Annotated in this window: 13 protein-coding genes; 9 read left to right on the top strand and 4 right to left on the bottom strand. The window is 64.1% G+C overall.

The genetic code is table 11. From position 1 onward, the window contains the following. Window positions 1–74 precede the first annotated feature (74 nt). Window positions 75–794, top strand: coding sequence for an ABC transporter ATP-binding protein (locus IU367_RS17355; protein WP_274452559.1), 720 nt, complete (start codon window positions 75–77; stop codon window positions 792–794). After that, window positions 791–3,238: an ABC transporter permease gene (locus tag IU367_RS17350; RefSeq protein ID WP_274452558.1), complete on the top strand. Its 2,448-nt coding sequence runs from the start codon at window positions 791–793 to the stop codon at window positions 3,236–3,238. Before IU367_RS17355 ends, IU367_RS17350 begins: the two co-directional genes overlap by 4 nt. A 99-nt stretch (window positions 3,239–3,337) precedes the next feature. Here IU367_RS17350 and IU367_RS17345 read toward each other — a convergent pair whose 3' ends face one another. Beyond that, window positions 3,338–4,243: a TIGR01777 family oxidoreductase gene (locus IU367_RS17345; protein WP_241326763.1), complete on the bottom strand. Its 906-nt coding sequence runs from the start codon at window positions 4,241–4,243 to the stop codon at window positions 3,338–3,340. 301 nt (window positions 4,244–4,544) lie between these two features. On the opposite strand from IU367_RS17345, the gene IU367_RS17340 reads away from it, so the two are divergent. After that, the gene (locus tag IU367_RS17340) at window positions 4,545–6,074 is read left to right on the top strand and encodes an EAL domain-containing protein (RefSeq protein ID WP_241278647.1); all 1,530 of its coding nucleotides are present in this window, start codon (window positions 4,545–4,547) and stop codon (window positions 6,072–6,074) included. A 77-nt stretch (window positions 6,075–6,151) separates the two neighbouring features. Here IU367_RS17340 and IU367_RS17335 read toward each other — a convergent pair whose 3' ends face one another. Next, window positions 6,152–7,333 carry an aminotransferase-like domain-containing protein gene (locus tag IU367_RS17335; RefSeq protein WP_274452557.1) on the bottom strand — a complete coding sequence of 394 codons (1,182 nt, stop codon included), beginning with the start codon at window positions 7,331–7,333 and terminating at the stop codon, window positions 6,152–6,154. A gap of 216 nt (window positions 7,334–7,549) precedes the next feature. Beyond that, complete coding sequence (locus tag IU367_RS17330; RefSeq protein WP_241326760.1) at window positions 7,550–8,617, bottom strand: M28 family metallopeptidase; 1,068 nt, start codon at window positions 8,615–8,617, stop codon at window positions 7,550–7,552. A 350-nt stretch (window positions 8,618–8,967) separates the two neighbouring features. On the opposite strand from IU367_RS17330, the gene trmB reads away from it, so the two are divergent. The 6 genes from trmB (at window position 8,968) to IU367_RS17300 (ending at window position 14,024) form a co-directional block, all read left to right on the top strand. After that, on the top strand, window positions 8,968–9,681 hold the full coding sequence (gene trmB, locus IU367_RS17325; protein WP_241326759.1) for a tRNA (guanosine(46)-N7)-methyltransferase TrmB: 714 nt from the start codon (window positions 8,968–8,970) through the stop codon (window positions 9,679–9,681). A 31-nt stretch (window positions 9,682–9,712) separates the two neighbouring features. Continuing rightward, a complete protein-coding gene (locus IU367_RS17320; RefSeq protein ID WP_042037566.1) occupies window positions 9,713–10,045 on the top strand; it encodes a YggL family protein in 333 nt (110 codons plus the stop codon). 117 nt (window positions 10,046–10,162) lie between these two features. Beyond that, on the top strand, window positions 10,163–11,083 hold the full coding sequence (gene glsB / locus IU367_RS17315) for a glutaminase B (protein ID WP_172955285.1): 921 nt from the start codon (window positions 10,163–10,165) through the stop codon (window positions 11,081–11,083). Window positions 11,084–11,112: 29 nt separating this feature from the next. Then, a complete protein-coding gene (locus IU367_RS17310; protein ID WP_274452556.1) occupies window positions 11,113–12,408 on the top strand; it encodes a sulfurtransferase in 1,296 nt (431 codons plus the stop codon). Between the two features lie 116 nt (window positions 12,409–12,524). Beyond that, entirely contained in the window at window positions 12,525–13,700 is a 1,176-nt protein-coding gene (locus IU367_RS17305) for a S8 family peptidase (protein ID WP_274452555.1), read from the top strand. A gap of 114 nt (window positions 13,701–13,814) precedes the next feature. Further along, window positions 13,815–14,024, top strand: coding sequence for a YgdI/YgdR family lipoprotein (locus IU367_RS17300; RefSeq protein WP_042870938.1), 210 nt, complete (start codon window positions 13,815–13,817; stop codon window positions 14,022–14,024). 53 nt (window positions 14,025–14,077) lie between these two features. Here IU367_RS17300 and IU367_RS17295 read toward each other — a convergent pair whose 3' ends face one another. Further along, complete coding sequence (locus IU367_RS17295; protein WP_274452554.1) at window positions 14,078–17,638, bottom strand: ATP-binding cassette domain-containing protein; 3,561 nt, start codon at window positions 17,636–17,638, stop codon at window positions 14,078–14,080. Window positions 17,639–17,701: the final 63 nt, after the last annotated feature.

The raw sequence follows: 17,701 nt of genomic DNA, 5'->3' as shown, positions 1-17,701 counted from the left end.
AATGCCGGGGTGAGCAGGATAGACATCACGGGTTCACTCCCCACTTTTTGGCCCGGGCAAACAGGAAACGCATCATGAGTTCAACTCCCATCATTGTCGTCAAGGGTCTGGGCAAAACCGTTCGCCTGGGCCAGGAAAGTCTCACCATCCTTGAAGGGATCGACCTGCAAGTCAATACCGGCGAGACCCTGGCGCTGGTCGGTGCCTCCGGCTCCGGCAAATCCACCCTGCTGGGGCTGCTGGCCGGGCTGGATCTGCCGAGCCAGGGGGATATAGAGATCCTCGGTCAGTCGCTGGTGCAGCTGGACGAGGAGGGCCGTGCCCGCCTGCGTGCCGAGCAGGTGGGCTTCATCTTCCAGTCCTTCCTGCTGCTGCCCACCCTGAGCGCACTGGAGAACGTCATGCTGCCCGCCGAGCTGCGTGGCGAGACCCGTTGCGAGCCGAGGGCGCGCGAGTTGCTGGCGGCTGTGGGGCTCAGCGAGCGGCTGCACCATCTGCCGCCGCGCCTCTCCGGCGGCGAGCAGCAGCGGGTCGCCATCGCCCGCGCCTTCATGACAAGGCCCAGCCTGCTGCTGGCCGATGAGCCGACCGGCAACCTGGACAGCAAGACGGGGGAGACGGTGATCGAGCTCTTGTTCCAGCTCAATCGCGAGCACGGCACCACGCTCGTGGTGGTCACCCATGACCACGAGCTGGCCCAGCGTTGCCAGCGGCAACTGGTGATGGCGGCGGGGCGACTGGAGGCGGATGCGACAGCACCCGGTGCGGCCTCCCGAGTCAGGGAGCAGCTATGAGTCGGTGGCGATTGGGTGTGAAGCTGCTGCGGCGGGAAGGCTTCAGCGGCGAGCTGCGCTGGTTCGTGCTGGCGCTGGCATTGAGTGTGGCCTGCGTGCTGAGCGTGGCCCTGGTGGCGGACCGGCTGGATGCGGGGCTCAAGGCCTCGGGGCGTGACTTTATCGGCGCCGATCGGGCGCTGCGTTCAGCCACGCCGGCCCCGGCTGCCTGGCTCAAGCAGGCGGAAAAAGCGGGCCTGTCGGTGCAGACCACGGTCAGCTTCAACAGCATGCTGTTTCATGGCGATGCGTTGCAACTGGCCTCCATCCGGGCCGTGCCGAGCGATTTCCCCTTCTACGGCAAGCTGGAACTTAGCCCCCAGCGCGCGCCGGCGCCCGGCGAGATCTGGCTCTCGGCCCGGGTGATGCAGCTGCTGGAGGCGAAAATTGGCGATGAACTGGAGGTGGGCAACACCCTCCTCAAGGTGGCGGGTGAGCTGGGGCAGGAGCCGGATCAGGGCTTCAGCCCCTTCCTGCTGGCGCCCAGGGCCCTGATCCACAGCGCTGACATAGAGGCGACAGGTGCCCTGCTGCCGGGCAGTCGCCAGCAGTGGCGCTACCTGTTCAAGGGGGCCCGCGAGGACGTTGCCGGCTATGAGCGCTGGCTCAGGCCCAAGCTCAAAGCGGGGCAGAAGCTGATCAAGCCGGACGATCAGGGCTCCCAGGTGGGGCGTTCGCTGGCCAATGCCGAGCGCTTCTTCCGGCTAGCCTCCCTGGCCGGGGTGCTGCTGGGGGCGCTGGCCATGGGCATAGCGGTGCGCCACTTCGCCGAGCGCCAGACCAACATGGTTGCTCTGCTCAAGACGCTGGGGGCCTCCCGTCGCACGCTCTGGCAACTGATGGGCACCCTGCTGTTTTCCCTGACGTTGGCAGGGGCGCTCATCGGTCTGGTGGCGGGCAGCGCCATGCAGTGGCTGACCCTGCATCTGCTGGGCAACCTGCTGCCGGCGGATCTGCCACCGCCGTCGTGGCGACCCTTTGCTCTCGGTCTGGCGGTCGCCTTCTTCATCACCCTGCTGCTGGCCTTCGTGCCCTTCCTGCGGCTGCTCAAGGTGCCGCCGCTGCGGGTGCTGCGCCGCGAGCTGGAGGCGGGGATCCCGCCCTGGCTGGCGCTGCCGGTCGCCCTGCTCGGCCTGTTTGGTCTGGTGTGGGGCTTTACCGCCGATGTGACCCTGGCGTTGGGGCTGATCGGCGGCATGGGCCTGCTGATGGGTCTGCTGGCGCTGATCGCTTCCCTGCTGCTGCGGTTTGGTCGCCGGGTCAAGGGCCCCCATGCGCTGCGTCTGGCCATCAGTCACCTCTCCCGCGAGCGCGGCAGCGGCCTGTTCCAGCTGGCGGGCTTTGCGCTGGCGCTCATGCTGTTCGGTCTGCTGTGGGCGGTGCGGGTCGACCTGCTCGACGACTTCTCCGCCCGCCTGCCGGCGGATGCCCCCAACCGCTTCCTGGTCAACATAGCCGACCACGAGCGGGAGGGGATCCTGGCCGATCTGCACAGTGCTGGCGCCCTGACCTCGGATTTCTATCCTATGGTGCGGGGCCGGCTGGTCAGCATCGCCAGCGAGGCGGTGCGAGACAGCGACGAGGATGGCCGTGAAGGGGTGAACCGCGAGCTCAACTTCACCACCACCACCGGCTTGCCGCCGGACAATACCCTGACCGCGGGGCGCTGGCTGGATGGCCCCGGCCAGGTGTCGGTGGACAAGGATCTGGCCAAGCGGCTCGACATAGCGCTCGGCGACACCCTGGGCTTCACCATAGAGGGGCGCAGCTTCAAGGCGCAGGTGACCAGCCTGCGGGCCATCAAGTGGGACAACATGCGGCCCAACTTCTACATGATCTTCTCGCCGGACGTGCTGGCCCCCTTCTCCCAGACCTGGCTCGGCAGCTATCGGCTGCCGGAGCAGGGACGGGTGGCGGAGGTGGATCTGATCCGCAGACACCCTACGGTGAGCCTCATCGATGTGGACGATCTGATAGTGCGGCTGACGGCTGTGTCTGAGCAGGTGAGCCGGGCGCTGGGGCTGATGCTGGGGCTGGTGACTGTGGCGGCGCTGCTGGTGCTGCTGACCCAGACCCAGGCTAGCATGGCCCACCGCCGTCGCGAGTTGTTGCTGATGCGCACCCTGGGGGCCAGCAGCGAGCTGCTCAAGAAGATGCTGCGCTGGGAGCTGGTCGCCAGCGGTCTGCTGGCGGGGCTGTGCGCCGCCATTGTGGTCGAGCTCTGCTCCTTCGGTCTGCAATGGTGGTGGTTCGAGGGGCAGTGGCAGTTCCACTGGGCCATCTGGGCTGGCCTGCCCTTGCTGGGCGCCCTGCTGGTGACGCTGGCGGGGCAGGGCATGCAGCGCCAGTTACTGGCGGGCACCTTGAGCGATCGGCTGCGTGGTCTGGGTCAGGGCCTGCTGTAATCACAGCATCCTGCGCGGATGCCACCAGGCGCAATAACGGATCAGCCCGGCCAATGGCCGGGCTGATTGCTATCCGGTTGCCTGATTTGCAGGATCCAGTCAGCGGGGCGTGCTCAACAGATTGGCGAGGGCCTGGGGCAGCTCCGGGTAGGTGAAGTGAAAGCCGGCCTCTTGCAGACGAGCGGGCAGCACCTTCTGGCCGGTGAGTAGCAGGTCGGCCGCCTCGCCCATCAGCAGTTGCAGCAGGGGGGCCGGCACCAAGAAGAGGTGTGGTCGATGCAGGGCGCTGGCCAGGCTCTGGCTGAACTCGCGATTGCTGACCGGCAGTGGCGCCGTGCCGTTGAAGATGCCGTCGCACTCCTCGTGCTCCAGCAGGAACAGCATGGCGCGCACCAGATCCTGAATGTGGATCCAGCTCATGATCTGCTGGCCCGATCCCATGGGGCCGCCGAGACCGAGGCGATAGGGGGTCAGCATCCTGGGCAGGGCACCGCCATCTGTGCCGAGCACCAGCCCGATGCGCACTATGCAGACCCGGGTGCGGTTGCTGCGGGCCTCGCGGGCCAGGGTTTCCCATTGCTGGCAGAGTTGGTGGGTGAACTCGTCGTGGGGCGTCCGGCACTGCTCGTCCAGCGCCACATCCCCCTGCCTGCCATACCAGCCGATGGCGGAGGCATTGATCAGCACCCTGGGCGGCGTGCTGGAGAGCTTGATGAGATCGACCAGCTGTTCGGTCAGCAGCCAGCGGCTGTCACACAGCAGCTGCTTGCGTTGCTCGCTCCAGCGTCCGGCGGCGATGGGCTCTCCCGCCAGGTTGATGACGGCATCCACGTCGTTGAGGTCGTCGAGCCGATCCAGATTGTCGAGCAGTTTGACGTCGTGGCCGAGCAGCTCATAGGCGCGGCTGCCCTGACGGGTCAGTACCACCACCTCGTGGTTGACCTTGAGATGGGCCACCAGACGGCGGCCGATAAAACCGGTTCCTCCCGTGATCAGTATTTTCATGTCCAGACTCCCTGACGCTGTTGGCTCTACTCTAGTGGGCTGGCGCAAGATGAACAAGCAACTGTTTTTGCAAAGATTATAATCTTCACTGCGCAGAGGGGAGCCAGGCTTGGACCCTGTCAGGGGAGGCAAGGCTATCAGGCCCCAGAGCCGTTGAAGATGTGGCTGAAAGCCCTGTTTCGACGAGGTTCGGTGCCAATCAGGCCAAACTTTCTTGCTGTTGTTTGTATCAGAATGACTTGTCAGGGGGGCGGATAGTAGTAGACTTGCCCGCTTTTTCGCCGTTGCCGTGAGGATGACCATGCCATTTCGTCGTTTAAGGTTACGCCAGTTCTACACCCGGCTGGGGGCCTCCCTGCTGGCGAGTCTGCTCCCCGTGCTGCTGGGGGTGCTGATCATCTCATGGCAGACCTTCTCTGGTATGAAGCAGGATGCCGAGGATAGGTTGCTGCATGCCAGACGCATGTTTGACCGTACCCTGGACAATGCCCATCGAGCTGCGTCCATGGTGCAGGGCGGTGTGGGGCGACCTTGCGCCGAAGTGGTACAGGGGCTGCGGGATCAGGTGGCGACAGTGCCGGATGTGCGCACCGTCAACCTGGCCAGGGGAGAGACCATCTATTGCTCCTCCCTCTATGGCGCCTATAGCGGCCCCTTTGCGCTGGCCGACTATGCCGGTGGTCAGCTCGACCTGATGCGGGGCAACCCGGTGACGCCGGATCGGCCGCTGGTTGTCTATCGGCAGGCGGTGGGGGATTACAGCGTGCTGGTCGGGGTGGATGGCTACTATCTGCACAATATTCTCGACATGCTGAGCCGCAATTCGCCGCTGGCGCTGGTGGTGGGGTCGCAGGCCATGCTGGCCAGCGGCATGGTCAGCGAGGAGATCCCGCCTAAAACACGCGGCTATCTGGAACAGGTATCGGAGAAGTATCAATACCGGGTGGTTACTGACCTGTCCCACGACGAGTACGGCAGCCACATCTGGCACTACTCCAAGGCCAGCATCATCATCTATCCCCTGCTGGGCATACTGGTGGGATTTGGCGTGTTCTGGCTGACCGGCCGCTCGACGTCCCCCTCGCAAGAGCTGCGACGGGCGCTGGATCAGCGGGAGTTCATCCCCTATCTGCAGCCGGTGGTGACGGGCGACGACGCCCACTGGTGCGGCTGCGAGGTGCTGATGCGCTGGCAGCACCCCCGTCAGGGACTGATCTCGCCGGATCGCTTCATTCCGCTGGCGGAAGACAGCGGCCTGATAGTGCCCATGACCCGGCTGCTGATGGAGCAGGTGCGCGATCAGTTTGCCGGTGCTGTGCATACCCTGCCCAGGGGATTCCACTTTGGCTTCAACATCAGCGCCAGCCACTGCAAGGATCTGAGCCTGGTGGCGGATTGCCGCGACTTCATCAACGCCTTCAGGGAGAACCCCATCAAGCTGGTGCTGGAGCTGACGGAGCGGGAGCTGATAGTGGCGGATGAGGTGACGGACCGGCTCTTCGCCGAGCTGCACCAGCTGGGGGTCTTCATCGCCATCGATGACTTTGGTACCGGCCACTCCAGCCTCACCTATCTGCAGCAGTTCCAGGTCGACTTTCTCAAGATCGATCAGAGCTTCGTCGGCATGATAGGCTCGGATGCGCTCTCCAGCCACATAGTGGAGAACGTCATCGACCTGGCGACCCGGCTCGGTCTGCTGCTGGTCGCCGAAGGGGTGGAGAACGAGGTGCAGGCCGCTTACCTGAGAGCGCGTCAGGTGACCTTCCTGCAGGGCTATCTCTATGGCCGCCCCATGCCGATGAAGGAATTCGCCAGCGCGCTGAGCGCCTGAGTTGTCCGGCTCCGCAGAGGGTGGGACATAAAAAAACCAGCGACCGAGGTCGCTGGTTTTTTTCATGCCGTGGCTCGTCAGAGCATGCGGGCGAGGGCGCGGGTCAGTCGCTTGACCCCCTCCTCTATGGTGGCCTCGTCCACGCAGGAGAAGCTCAGCCGCAGGGTGTTCTGGATCTCGGGGCGCACATAGAAGGGGGCGCCGGGCACGAAGGCCACCTTCTCCTTGATCGCCTCGTCAAACAGCGCCATGGCGCTGACACTCGAAGGCAGGGTCAGCCAGAGGAACATGCCCCCTTCCGGTCGGGTGTAGCTCACGCCGGGCGGGCAGTGACGGGCCAGGGCGGCCTCCATGGCGGCACGCTGGCGGCCATAGACCTCCTTGATCTTCTCCAGATGGGCATCCAGCGAGTTGTCGATCAGGAAGCGGTGCAGCACCTGCTGGCTGAAGGCGTTGCTGTGCAGGTCGGTGGCCTGCTTGGCGATGGTGACCTTCTTGCGCAGCCAGTCCGGTACCAGCATCCAGCCGAGGCGGAAGGCAGGCACCACCGTCTTGGAGAAGGAGCCGAGCAGCACAGTATTGTTCGGCGCCAGCTTGGCGATGGGGGGCAGGTGTTCACCCTCGAAGCGCAGCTCGCCATAGGGGTCGTCTTCCACCATCAGCAGCTCGTGGCTGACCAGTCGCTCGGCCAGCGCCTCGCGGTTGGCACGGCTGTAGGAGACGCCGCTCGGGTTCTGGAAGTTGGGCACGCCGTAGAGCAGCTTGGCATTGGAGCCGCTGGCCAGCAGCGTATCCAGCGCCGCCAGATCCAGTCCCTCTTCCCCCAGCGTGATGGGCTTGAAGGCGGGCTGATAGACGGAGAAGGCCTGGATGGCGCCGAGGTAACCCGGCTCTTCGATGATGAGATCCTGACCCTCGTCGATCAGCACCTTGCCCAGCAGATCCAGCGCCTGCTGGGAGCCGCTGGTGATGAGGATGTTGTCCGGGTTGACGCGCATGCCGTGGCGGGCCAGATAGCGGTCGGCTATGTACTGACGCAGTGGGGCGAAGCCCTCGGTAGCGGCATACTGCAGGGCGGCGGCCCCTTGCTCGCGCAGCACGTCCTGGCAGGCCTGATCGATGGCCTTGACCGGGAACAGGTGCGGATTGGGCAGGCCACCGGCAAAGGAGATGATCTCCGGATTGGCGGCGACCTTGAGGATCTCGCGGATAAAGGAAGGCTCTACCTTCTCGAAGCGCTGGGCAAAAAACGGCTGCATAGGACTCTCTCTGGCATGGTGAGCGGTCGCTCCATTCGACCGCCAGGTTATCCGTTTGTATCAGATTTAAAAAATGAGGCAATGGCTGTAACAAAAATCGATAAAAAAGGGCAGGTTTGGCACCTGCCCGAATTTTATCGGCCGGGGGCGGCCGTGGAGCGCAAAAAGCCCTGAATTGATCCCGGGCCAGCGCGCGCCATTGACGAGTCGCCGGCGTTACAGACCCGGCTCCTTGAGGAAGCGGATCATCAGATCCGTATTGGCGCTGAGCTGTTGCTCCACCCGGCCCGGGAACAGCTCGGCCATCTTGTCGAGGCGGTCGTACTGGGTATGCCAGATCTTGCCCCACTGGGTCTCGCTGTCCCGGTCGCAGGCGCTCTTGGTGGCGTCGTCGTAGCAGTCCCACAGCGCCGGATTGGTGGTCTGGGAGTAGCCGTCATAGCCATCCGCTCCGTTGATGGTGAAGTTGGTGGCCTCCACGTAGGCGATGGGCACCCCCAGGCAGGCGAACGGCGCATGATCCGACCAACTGCCTGTCTCCCCTTCCGGATAGCCGGCGTAGCTGGGGTGGATGGCAAACGGGGTGGCGGTCAGCTTGGAGACGGCCAGCAGGCGATCCCGCACCTTGGGATCGAAGCTGTAGCGGCTCGGATCGGCGCAGTTGTACTCGGCCACGTCGGAGTGGGCCGAGTGAACGTAGACGATGTCGCCCCCGGCTATGGTGTCGTAGTTCACCATGGCCAGCAGGCGGGCAATGGCGGTGCTGTCGAGGCTGGCGGCATAGGCCTTGGAGCCGTTGAGGCCGTTCTCCTCCGCGCCGAAGAAGGCGAAGCGCACCGTGTAGGGCAGGGTCTGCCCCTTGAGCGCCTCGGCCACCGCCAGCAGGGCCGCGACGCCGGCACCGTTGTCGGTTGCCCCTTCAGAACCCTTCTTGTCGCCCGTGCTGTCGTAGTGGGCGCCGATCAGGATCACCTTGTCGCTCTGGCCCTTGAGCTCGGCGACGAGGTTCTGGGAGGTCTTGCTGGCCCCGCTCTTGGTGTAGGTGAAGGGCTGGTTTTGCACCTCGTAACCCCAGCCAGCCAGGTGATCCTGGATCCAGGCGGCGGCGCGGGTCTCGGCCTCTGAGCCCGTGGGTCTGGCCCCGATCCCTTCGGCGGTCGAGCTCAACTGCACCAGATACTCATAGGCCTGCTCGGCGGCGGTGGGGGCCTGCGAATCATTGGTGGAGGTGTTGCACCCTGCCAGCAGGGCTGTGATGGCAAACGCCAATGCTGTGTGTTTCATACTGCAATCCTTTGTTGTGTATGGTTTTATTTGCGCAGGCCAGCATGCGCCCGGCGCCTGGCAGATTCTGTGAACGGGGTGGCATTTGTCAATCCTTGTGGCGGAATTGGTCAGGGACGGGGGATTTGTTTCGCGAAACACTTGCGCCTTGGGCCTATCTTGGGATAATTCGCTACCCAGTTTCGTGCATTGATGAAATAACGCGCCATTCATCCACGAGATCCGTGACTCAGGGTGATGAAGCAACGAGCAATTCATTCATGTCGTCAGTGACCCTGGGTGATGAAATAACGAACAATTCATTCCTGTCGTCTGTGACCCAGACCGATGCAATAACGAGCAATTTGATTATGCCTGTGACCCAAGATGTATTTAACGAAGACGGCAAGTTCATGCGCAAGATCCGCAGCTTTGTCCGTCGCGAAGGCCGCCTGACCAAAGGGCAGGAGAAGGCTCTGGAAGAGCTCTGGCCGGTCATGGGTATCGATTTCGCGCCAGCGCCCCTCGATCTGGTCGCCCTGTTTGGCCGTGAGGCCCCTGTGGTGCTGGAAATAGGCTTCGGCATGGGCGCCTCCCTGGTGGAGATGGCCAAGAATGCCCCCGAGAAAAACTTCATCGGCATCGAGGTGCACTCGCCGGGTGTGGGTGCCTGCCTCGGCACAGCCCAGGAAGCGGGCGTCACCAATCTCAAGGTCATCTGCCACGACGCGGTGGAAGTGCTGGAGCACATGATCCCGAACGGCTCGCTGGCCTGCCTGCAGCTGTTCTTCCCGGATCCCTGGCACAAGAGCCGTCACCACAAGCGCCGCATAGTGCAGCCGGCATTTGCCCAGGATATCCGCCAGAAGCTGGCCATAGGTGGCGTGTTCCACATGGCCACCGACTGGGAAAACTATGCCGAACACATGCTGGAAGTGATGAGCGTCGCCGAGGGCTACGAAAACACCTCCGCCACCGGCAACTGGGTGGCTCGTCCCGACTGGCGTCCGCTGACCAAATTCGAACAACGGGGCCATCGTCTGGGCCACGGGGTTTGGGATCTGATTTTCAAACGCGTTAACTAATTTAACGAGTCAACTAACCTAAGGAGCTATCATGGCCAATCGTAGCCGCCGTCTGCGTAAGAAACTGCGAGTCGACGAATTCCAGGAAATGGGATTCGACATCAGTTTCAACTTCCCGGTCGGCACTGCCGAAGCGACCATCGATACAGTAGTCGATGCGATGATCGATGAGGTTGTTGAACCCCGTAGACTGGCTTTCGCCGGTTCAGGCCACCTGGCCTGGGAAGGGATGATCTGCACTCAGCAACTGGGCAAATGTACCGAAGAAGACCGCGCCGTCGTCAAATCCTGGCTGGAAAGCAAGGGGATGGAAGCCGTGGTGGTCACCGAGCTGTTCGACCTCTGGTACGGTGAACCGGCCTGAGACTCGGTCGCCTGTTGCAGGCGCCTTGTTGTGGGTAGATAGACAAGTCCCGCCGCTGGCGGGATTTTTGTCGGTGGGGATGGGATCTCCACACCCGTTTTAGTCATGGAATCCTTTATGGTGTTGTCATCCGAATTACTGGCCAGCATTCTGGCAGAGGTGCGCCCGCTGCTCGGACAGGGCAAGGTGGCCGACTACATTCCCGCCCTGGCCCGGGTGCCGGCCGACCGGCTCGGCATTGCCGTCTGTACCGTGGAGGGGGAGCTGTTCACCGCAGGTGACGCCTTCGAGCCCTTCTCCATCCAGAGTATCTCCAAGGCCCTGAGCCTGACCCTGGCCCTCACCCTCTATCAGGAAGAGGAGATCTGGGCCCGGGTCGGCAAGGAGCCCTCCGGCCAGCCGTTCAACTCCCTGGTGCAGCTGGAGTTCGAGCACGGCATTCCCCGCAATCCCTTCATCAATGCCGGTGCCCTGGTGGTGAGCGATCTGCTGGAGACCCGGCTCACGGCCCCGCGCCAGCGCACCCTGGAGCTGGTGCGTCGCCTCTGTGGCAATCCGGCCATCATGGCGGATCAGGTGGTGGCGCGCTCCGAATACCAGCACTCTGCCCGCAATGCGGCCATCGCCTATCTGATGAAGGCCTATGGCAACTTCGAGAATGAAGTGGACAAGGTGTTGCAGAGCTACTTCAATGCCTGTGCCATTCGCATGAGCTGCGTCGATCTGGCGCGTACTTTCCTCTATCTGGCCAATCGCGGGCTGCCGCTTGGCGAGAGCACGCCGCTGTTGCCGGCTCGCACCACCAAGCAGGTCAATGCGCTGCTCGCCACCTGCGGCCTCTATGACGAGGCCGGTGATTTTGCCTATCGGGTCGGTATGCCGGGCAAATCCGGGGTCGGAGGGGGTATCATGGCGCTCATCCCCGGTGAGCTCTGCATCTGTGTCTGGTCGCCCGAGCTCAACAAGGCGGGCAACTCGCTGGCGGGAACGGCGGCGCTGGAGCTGCTGGCCGAGCGGCTGGGCCGCTCCATTTTTTAACCCTGTTCACTATGAATCGAGACATCACCATGAAACGACATCTTCGCTTCCTGCAGGCCGCGCTGGCGACCTTACTGCTCTGGTGCGCACTGCCCGCCTTTGCCGCCGAATTGCCGCCGCTCTCGCTGGCCGACGCCAAGAGCAAGCAGGCGGTCATGCTGGACACCCGTGCCAGCCACTTCTATCAGGGCTGGCCGATGGAAGGCGAGAAACAGGGCGGCCATGTGGCCGGCGCCGAGAACCTCTCCGCCGACTGGAAATACAGCGATGACGAGTGGCCCAAGGCGCTCGAGATCAAGGGCCTGAAAGCCGATCGTCCGGTCGCCCTCTATGGCGCGCCGCGGGAAGTGGCCGAAGTGGCCCGCATGCTGCGCAAGCAGGGCATCAAGCAGCTGTTCGAGCTGCAAGGCTGGCAAGCCGCGCCGCGCGAGCATCTGGTGCGCTGGCAGCAGCTGGTCTATCCGCGCTGGTTGGCGGATCTGCAGGAAGGCAAGCCGGTCGCGGCGGCGCCGAAAGGGGACTGGAAGCTGTTCGAGGTGGATTGGGGTTCACCCAAGGCCTACCTGCTGAGCCACATCCCGGGGGCCGGCTACATAGATACCAACCGTCTGGAAGAGGAGCCGCTGTGGAACAAGGTTTCTGACGAGGCGCTCAAGGCGCTGCTGCTGGAGAACGGCATCCGTCACGACACCACAGTCATCCTCTATGGTCGCAACACCATGGCCGCTGCCCGCGCGGCGCATCTGATGATGTATGCCGGCGTGCAGGACGTGCGCCTGCTGGACGGCGGTCTGGATGCCTGGTTCGTGCAGCACCTGCGCACCGAGACCGGCCTGCCCAACAAATATGAGCCGGTGAAGGAGTTTGGGGTCGCCATTCCGGCCCATCCCGAGTACTACACCACCCTGAGCCAGGCCAAGGCGCTGCTCAAGCAGCCCGATGGCGCCCTGGTCAGCGTGCGTACCTGGGACGAGTTTGTCGGCAACACCTCCGGCTACAGCTACATCAAGCCGAAGGGCGACATCCCGGGGGCCAAGTGGGGTCGCGGCGGCGTGGATGCCAACAGCATGAGCGATTTCCACAACCCGGATGGCACCATGAAGCCGGCCGGGGAGATCCTCACTATGTGGGACGAGTGGAATATCGAGCCTGCCCAGCAGGCCGCCTTCTACTGCGGTACCGGCTGGCGCGCCTCCGAGGCATTCTTCTACGCCTGGCTGATGGACTGGAAGCGGATCAGCGTCTACGACGGCGGCTGGTATGAGTGGAGCTCGGATCCCAAGAACCCCATCGTGACCGGCGAGCGTCAACCCGCCAAGCCATGAGCCAATAGTGATCACGAGGCCGGACAGATGTCCGGCCTTTTTGTATCCGCTCGGGCCTGCGCCAGCCGGGCACTACACTTTGCGAGTGACAATCAGGTCGATGCAAGGAGTGACCTATGAGACGGATATGGATAGGCCTGCTGGTGGCAGGCGTGCTGGGGCAGGGCGCCATGGCCGCCGAGCGGGCCCGCTATCTGGTGCAGCTGGCAGCGGGTGCCGAGACGGCTGTGCTGGCCCAGAGCAAGGGAATGGGCGGCGAACTGGCATTGCAGCTACCTGAACAGCATGCGCTGGCGCTCTGGTTGCCCCAGGTGGCGGCCGCGGCCCTGGCCCGCAACCCCAAGGTGTTGTGGGTCGAGCCGGATGCCAAACGCTACACCAGCGCCGAGACCCTGCCCTACGGCATTCCCATGGTGCAGGCTCCACTGCTCAGTGACGCGGCGGCGGGAGAGGTGCTGGTGTGCATCATAGATTCAGGCTACAGCGGCGCCCACCCGGATCTGCCCCACGGGGCTCAGGTGCAGGGCAGTGACAACGCAGGCACCGGCAGCTGGAGCAGTGACGAGAACGGGCACGGCACCCATGTGGCGGGTACCATAGCCGCCGTGGGGGGCAACGACATAGGCGTGGTCGGGGTATTGCCAAACCAGAGCGTGCCGCTGCACATCATCAAGGTGTTCGGCGCCAACGGCTGGGCCTATACCTCCAACCTGGTGGGGGCCCTCAACGCCTGCAAGCAGGGGATGACCAGTCGCGGCTTTACCCGCATGGTCATCAACATGAGCCTGGGGGGCAATGTGCCCAGCAAGACGGAGGAGCAGGCCTTCAATCAGGCCTATGGCCAGAACGTGCTGAGCGTGGCAGCGGCAGGCAACGCGGGCAATACCAGCAAATCCTACCCGGCCTCCTATGGCAGCGTGGTGAGCGTGGCCGCCATCGATGCCAACAAGCAGCTGGCGTACTTCTCCCAACGCAACGATCAGGTGGAGCTGGCGGCCCCCGGCGTCGCCGTGCTGTCGACCGTGCCGACCGGCTATGCCAACTACAGCGGCACCTCGATGGCGACGCCGCACGTGGTCGGGGTCGCCGCTTTGGCCTGGTCACAGCGGCTGGAGTGCAGTAACGATCAACTGCGCCAGACCCTGCGCAGCAGTGCCCAGGATCTGGGTGCGCCTGGGCGCGACAACAGCTATGGCTATGGCCTGGTACAGGCCAGGGCCGCGGCGGATCGGCTGGCGCTCGGCTGCGGCCCGGGCACCGGAGGCAGTGGCAAGCCGGGTGGTCGTAAGTAGCTGATTTTTGACATGGATCCCGTTCCGGCAATCTGTTTTTCCGGGGCAATGGGGTTGAGCTAGGCTTCAGTCACCATCCTCGTGGTGAGGGTGAAGAGGGAGACGAGACAGGCGATGAAGCAACTGATGATGATCCTGGTGTGTGCACTGGGACTCGTGGCGTGTAGCTCTCAATACATCATGAGTACCAAGGACGGGAAGATGATCACCACCGACAGCAAGCCCAAGCTGGATGAGAGCACCGGCATGTACCGCTATTACGATACCGAAGGGCGGGAGGTGATGATCAAGAAGGACGACGTCACCCAGATCATGGAGCGTTGAGGCTCCACCAAAGAACAAGGGCTGCCCGCGAGCAGCCCTTGTTATTTTCGGCCTCAGCTTATCTGGGCCACCTGCCGATTGACCTGGCCCACGAACAGCTGATGGAAGCGGGAGTGGGAGTTGGCCAGCAGGCTGACCGGCGAGCCCTGTTCCACCACGGTTCCCGCCTCCATCACCACCACCTTGTCCACCGACAGCAGCGGCTCCAGATGGTGGGCGATCACCAGATAGCTGGCCTCGGGCCGGTAGCGATAGAGCAGCTCCGCCATCTTGCGCATGCCGCCGTGATCGAGATCCGACGTCGCCTCGTCCAGCACTATGAGCGGACGGCGTGACAGCAGGATGCGGGCGATCACCAGCAGCTGGGTCTCGCCGGCCGACAGCTGCAGCTTGTCGAGATCCTCGTCCAGCCGGCCGGCGCAGCGCTCGGCCAGACCGACCCGGGCCAGCGCCTGCTCCAGCGCCTCGTCATCCTGCTTGGTCAGCGGCGCCAGATTGGCGCGCAGGGTGCCGAAGAAGGTGAGAGGCGTCTGGGAGACTGTGTCGTAGAGATCGCGCACCGCCTCCGGTGCAAGCCGGGACAGTGGCTGATCGCCGTAATGGATCTCTCCCTGGGAGGCCGGGTACATGGCCTGCAGCACCCCGAGCAGCGAGCTCTTGCCCGCGCCGGTGCGCCCGCACACGCCGACCTTCTCGCCGGGGGCCAGTTCGAAGTTCACCTTGTGCAGGGCCCATTGGCTGGCTTGTGGATAGCGCAGCCCCAGGTTGTCAAAGCGCACCCCGGGATGGGGCGTCGCCAGCGCTTCCCCATGCTGGCGTTCGCTCTCGATTTCGCTGTACTCGCGCACCCGCTCCACCGCATTCATCACCTGCTCCACCTCGGCGAAGGTGCGAATGAGGGAGTTGAGCATGGCCGAGGCGGTGAAGGCGTAGGTGATGGCCACGGCCCCCAGCAGCGAGCTGTTGCCAAAGGCCACCATCAGCGCCACGGCGCCCACCAGGGCGGCAGAGAGCAGGGTCTGGTGCATGCCGAGCCAGCGGTTGATGGAGGTGGTGGTGTACCAGCTGCGCAGGTTGTTGTCATAGTGCAGCAGCACCTGATCCAGCGCGAAGCGCTCGGCCCCGGCCAGACGCAGGGCGGGGGCGCCGCGAATGGTCTCGCTGATGCTGATGTAGAGCGGCGAGCGCAGCACGGATGCCTGCCGCCGCAGCTTGAGCTGCACCGCCCGGTAGCGTCGCTGCAGCACGTAGAGTGCCCAGCCCACCAGAGGGGCGATGAGCAGCAGCAGCGGCATGTTGACGCCGATCACCACCACCTGCAGCAGCACGGAGATGAGCATGCCGAACAGCCCCATCAGCATGGACAGCAGTATCTCCTGCGCCTCTCCGAGATCCCGATCGAAGCGGTTGAGGATGCGCCCCTGCGGCACCTTGTCGAAGAAGGCCATGGAGGCGCGGCTGATGCGGCTCAGCATGCCGTCGAACAGGGTCCAGGCCAGCTTGAGCCCCAGCTTGTAGTTGATGATCCGCACCACCATGATGCAGGTGAGAGAGCCTGCTCCCAGCAGCACATAGATGCCGAGCAGCTCGCTCACCTCGGTGAGGCCGGCCTTGCCGCCGAGCCAGAGATCCGAGGCGATGCGCAGCCCCTCCTGGCCCAGGGTAAGCAGCAGGGCGATCAGGATGGCGCCGGGGGCGGCGAGACGCTGCCACATGAAGCCGAACAGGCCCCAGTCCACCTTGCCTTCCACCACCTTCTCTTCGTTGAACTGTTCCGCTTCCTGGGGGGCCACCATGGGGGCGGGGAGCGGATGCTGGATGAGGTCCGCCAGCTGGTGGGCATCGAGCTCCACCAACTGGCCCTGCTCTATGCGGATCACCCGATCGCAGTGGGCCAGCACGTCAGGGTCGTGGCTCACCAGCAGCCGGGTCGGTCCCGGCTTGAAGGCGAGCCCCTGCTCCAGCACCTGGGCCGAGACGATGGGGTCCAGCGCCGAGAGGGGGTTGTCCAGCAGCAGGATATCGGCCTGGGCATAGAGGGCGCGGGCCAGGGCGACCCGCTGCTGCTGACCGCCGGAGAGGCGGGTACCGAGCTCCCCCACCAGGGTCTGATCGCCGTGGCTGAGCAGGCTGAGGTCGGCGCCGAGGGCGCAGGCCCCCAGCACCCAGCGATAGCGTTCGCCGTGCCAGGGCTGGCCGAACAAGATGTTGTTGCGGATGGTGTCGTTCATCAGCCAAGGCTTGTGACCCAGGTGGGCGACCCGGCCGTGACGGCGTATCTCCCCCTCGAAACTGTCGTCAAAGCCGGCGATGAGGTGCAGCAGGCAGCTCTTGCCGGCCCCGGTGGTGCCCGTGATCCCCACCAGTTCCCCCGGCTGTATGATGAGGCTGGCCCCCTGCAGCACAGTTTTTTGCTGGTGCAGGGCGGTGACGTCCTGGATCCGCAGGCTGCCGACGGGCAGGCTGGCATCGGTCAGATCCCTGTGCTGCTCCGGGCTGTTGAGGAACTCGCACAGCCGGTTGAAGCCGGTGTTGAAGTTGATCAGGGTGCGGATGAGATAGGGCAGCCGCATCATGGGGATCCGCAGCACGGCGAACAGGGCTATGGTGGTGAACACCTGGGGCAGGGTCAGGCTCTGTCCCGACATCAGATAGGTGGTGAAGGTGGCGAGCGTCACCAGCAGCGGCGTGCTCAGCATCAGGCTCTCGTTGATGGCGTCGAGCTTGAGCACCCGACCCAGCACCCCCAGCTCCTGCTGGCGCTTGTTGTTGGCCGCCCGGGTGAAGAAGGCGCCGAGCCCGTTCTGGCGCACCAGCCGCAGCTTCTTGATGTATTCCGCCAGTATGCCGTTGCGCTCGTCCTGCTGGCGCTTGAGTTGCTGCTCCTGCTGGTTCATCCGCCGCACCACCCGGGTGGAGATGAGCAGCAGCAGGGTGAGCACCGCAAAGCCTACCAGACCGGCGCTGCCCACCTGCCACACCAGCAGGGCTATGGTGCCGAGCAGCTGCAGTGCCATGGTGAGCGGCATGGCGGGGTCCGCAAGAATCCAAGTAATGTCCCACACGTCCCGGTTGATGAGGTTCTGCACCCGGCCACCGGCCCTGTCGTCGAAGCTCTTGCCGCCGAGCTTCATCACCTTGGCGAGCAGGGCTTCGGCCAGCAGACGGCGAATGGGAACGTGCATCTTGAGCGCCAGCTGCAGCGAGTGCTCCGCCAGCATGCCGGCGGCCAGCACCGAGGCAAACAGGGCGAAGGCAAGCAGCAATTTCTGCTCCGTGGGGGCGCCCGCGCCGAGCTGGGTCATGCTGTGGTTGAGCAGCCAGGGGCTGGCCAGGGTGGCCAGCATGCCGAGCAGTTGCAACAGGGTGAGCAGGCCAATCCTCCCCTTGTAATGGCGCCAGATGAAGGCGGTGATGGGCCAGGGACGCACAGGCGCGCGGGCTGTGAGTCGAAGGAAGGCATCGGCCCTGCCATCGCGTCTGTCTTCCGGCAGCAGGGGATAGAGGTCGTCGAGGCCGACCTGGGGCTCTTTCAGCCCCTTGCGTTGCAGCGGGCCCGTCCAGTGATAGAAGAGGCGGCTCAGCCAGCCGGCCGAGATTTCCGGGTGATCCAATTGGTGTCCTTATTATTGTGCTGCTTCCAGGGGGCGGGGCGACTCATGGGTCGCCCTCGATAT

It is taken from the genome of Aeromonas bestiarum (assembly GCF_028751155.1).
GTDB lineage: Bacteria > Pseudomonadota > Gammaproteobacteria > Enterobacterales > Aeromonadaceae > Aeromonas > Aeromonas bestiarum.
The sequence above is the reverse complement of the archived record's forward strand: the minus strand, read 5'-3'. Positions and strand labels throughout refer to the sequence as shown.

Excerpts from the sequence above, each read along its gene's own strand:
- trmB (WP_241326759.1), top strand. The coding sequence starts at position 8,968 with ATGCCTGTGACCCAAGATGTATTTAACGAAGACGGCAAGTTCATGCGC.
- IU367_RS17355 (WP_274452559.1), top strand. The coding sequence starts at position 75 with ATGAGTTCAACTCCCATCATTGTCGTCAAGGGTCTGGGCAAAACCGTT.
- IU367_RS17310 (WP_274452556.1), top strand. The coding sequence starts at position 11,113 with ATGAAACGACATCTTCGCTTCCTGCAGGCCGCGCTGGCGACCTTACTG.
- IU367_RS17300 (WP_042870938.1), top strand. The coding sequence starts at position 13,815 with ATGAAGCAACTGATGATGATCCTGGTGTGTGCACTGGGACTCGTGGCG.
- IU367_RS17305 (WP_274452555.1), top strand. The coding sequence starts at position 12,525 with ATGAGACGGATATGGATAGGCCTGCTGGTGGCAGGCGTGCTGGGGCAG.
- IU367_RS17320 (WP_042037566.1), top strand. The coding sequence starts at position 9,713 with ATGGCCAATCGTAGCCGCCGTCTGCGTAAGAAACTGCGAGTCGACGAA.
- IU367_RS17330 (WP_241326760.1), bottom strand. The coding sequence starts at position 8,617 with ATGAAACACACAGCATTGGCGTTTGCCATCACAGCCCTGCTGGCAGGG.
- glsB (WP_172955285.1), top strand. The coding sequence starts at position 10,163 with ATGGTGTTGTCATCCGAATTACTGGCCAGCATTCTGGCAGAGGTGCGC.
- IU367_RS17335 (WP_274452557.1), bottom strand. The coding sequence starts at position 7,333 with ATGCAGCCGTTTTTTGCCCAGCGCTTCGAGAAGGTAGAGCCTTCCTTT.
- IU367_RS17350 (WP_274452558.1), top strand. The coding sequence starts at position 791 with ATGAGTCGGTGGCGATTGGGTGTGAAGCTGCTGCGGCGGGAAGGCTTC.
- IU367_RS17340 (WP_241278647.1), top strand. The coding sequence starts at position 4,545 with ATGCCATTTCGTCGTTTAAGGTTACGCCAGTTCTACACCCGGCTGGGG.
- IU367_RS17345 (WP_241326763.1), bottom strand. The coding sequence starts at position 4,243 with ATGAAAATACTGATCACGGGAGGAACCGGTTTTATCGGCCGCCGTCTG.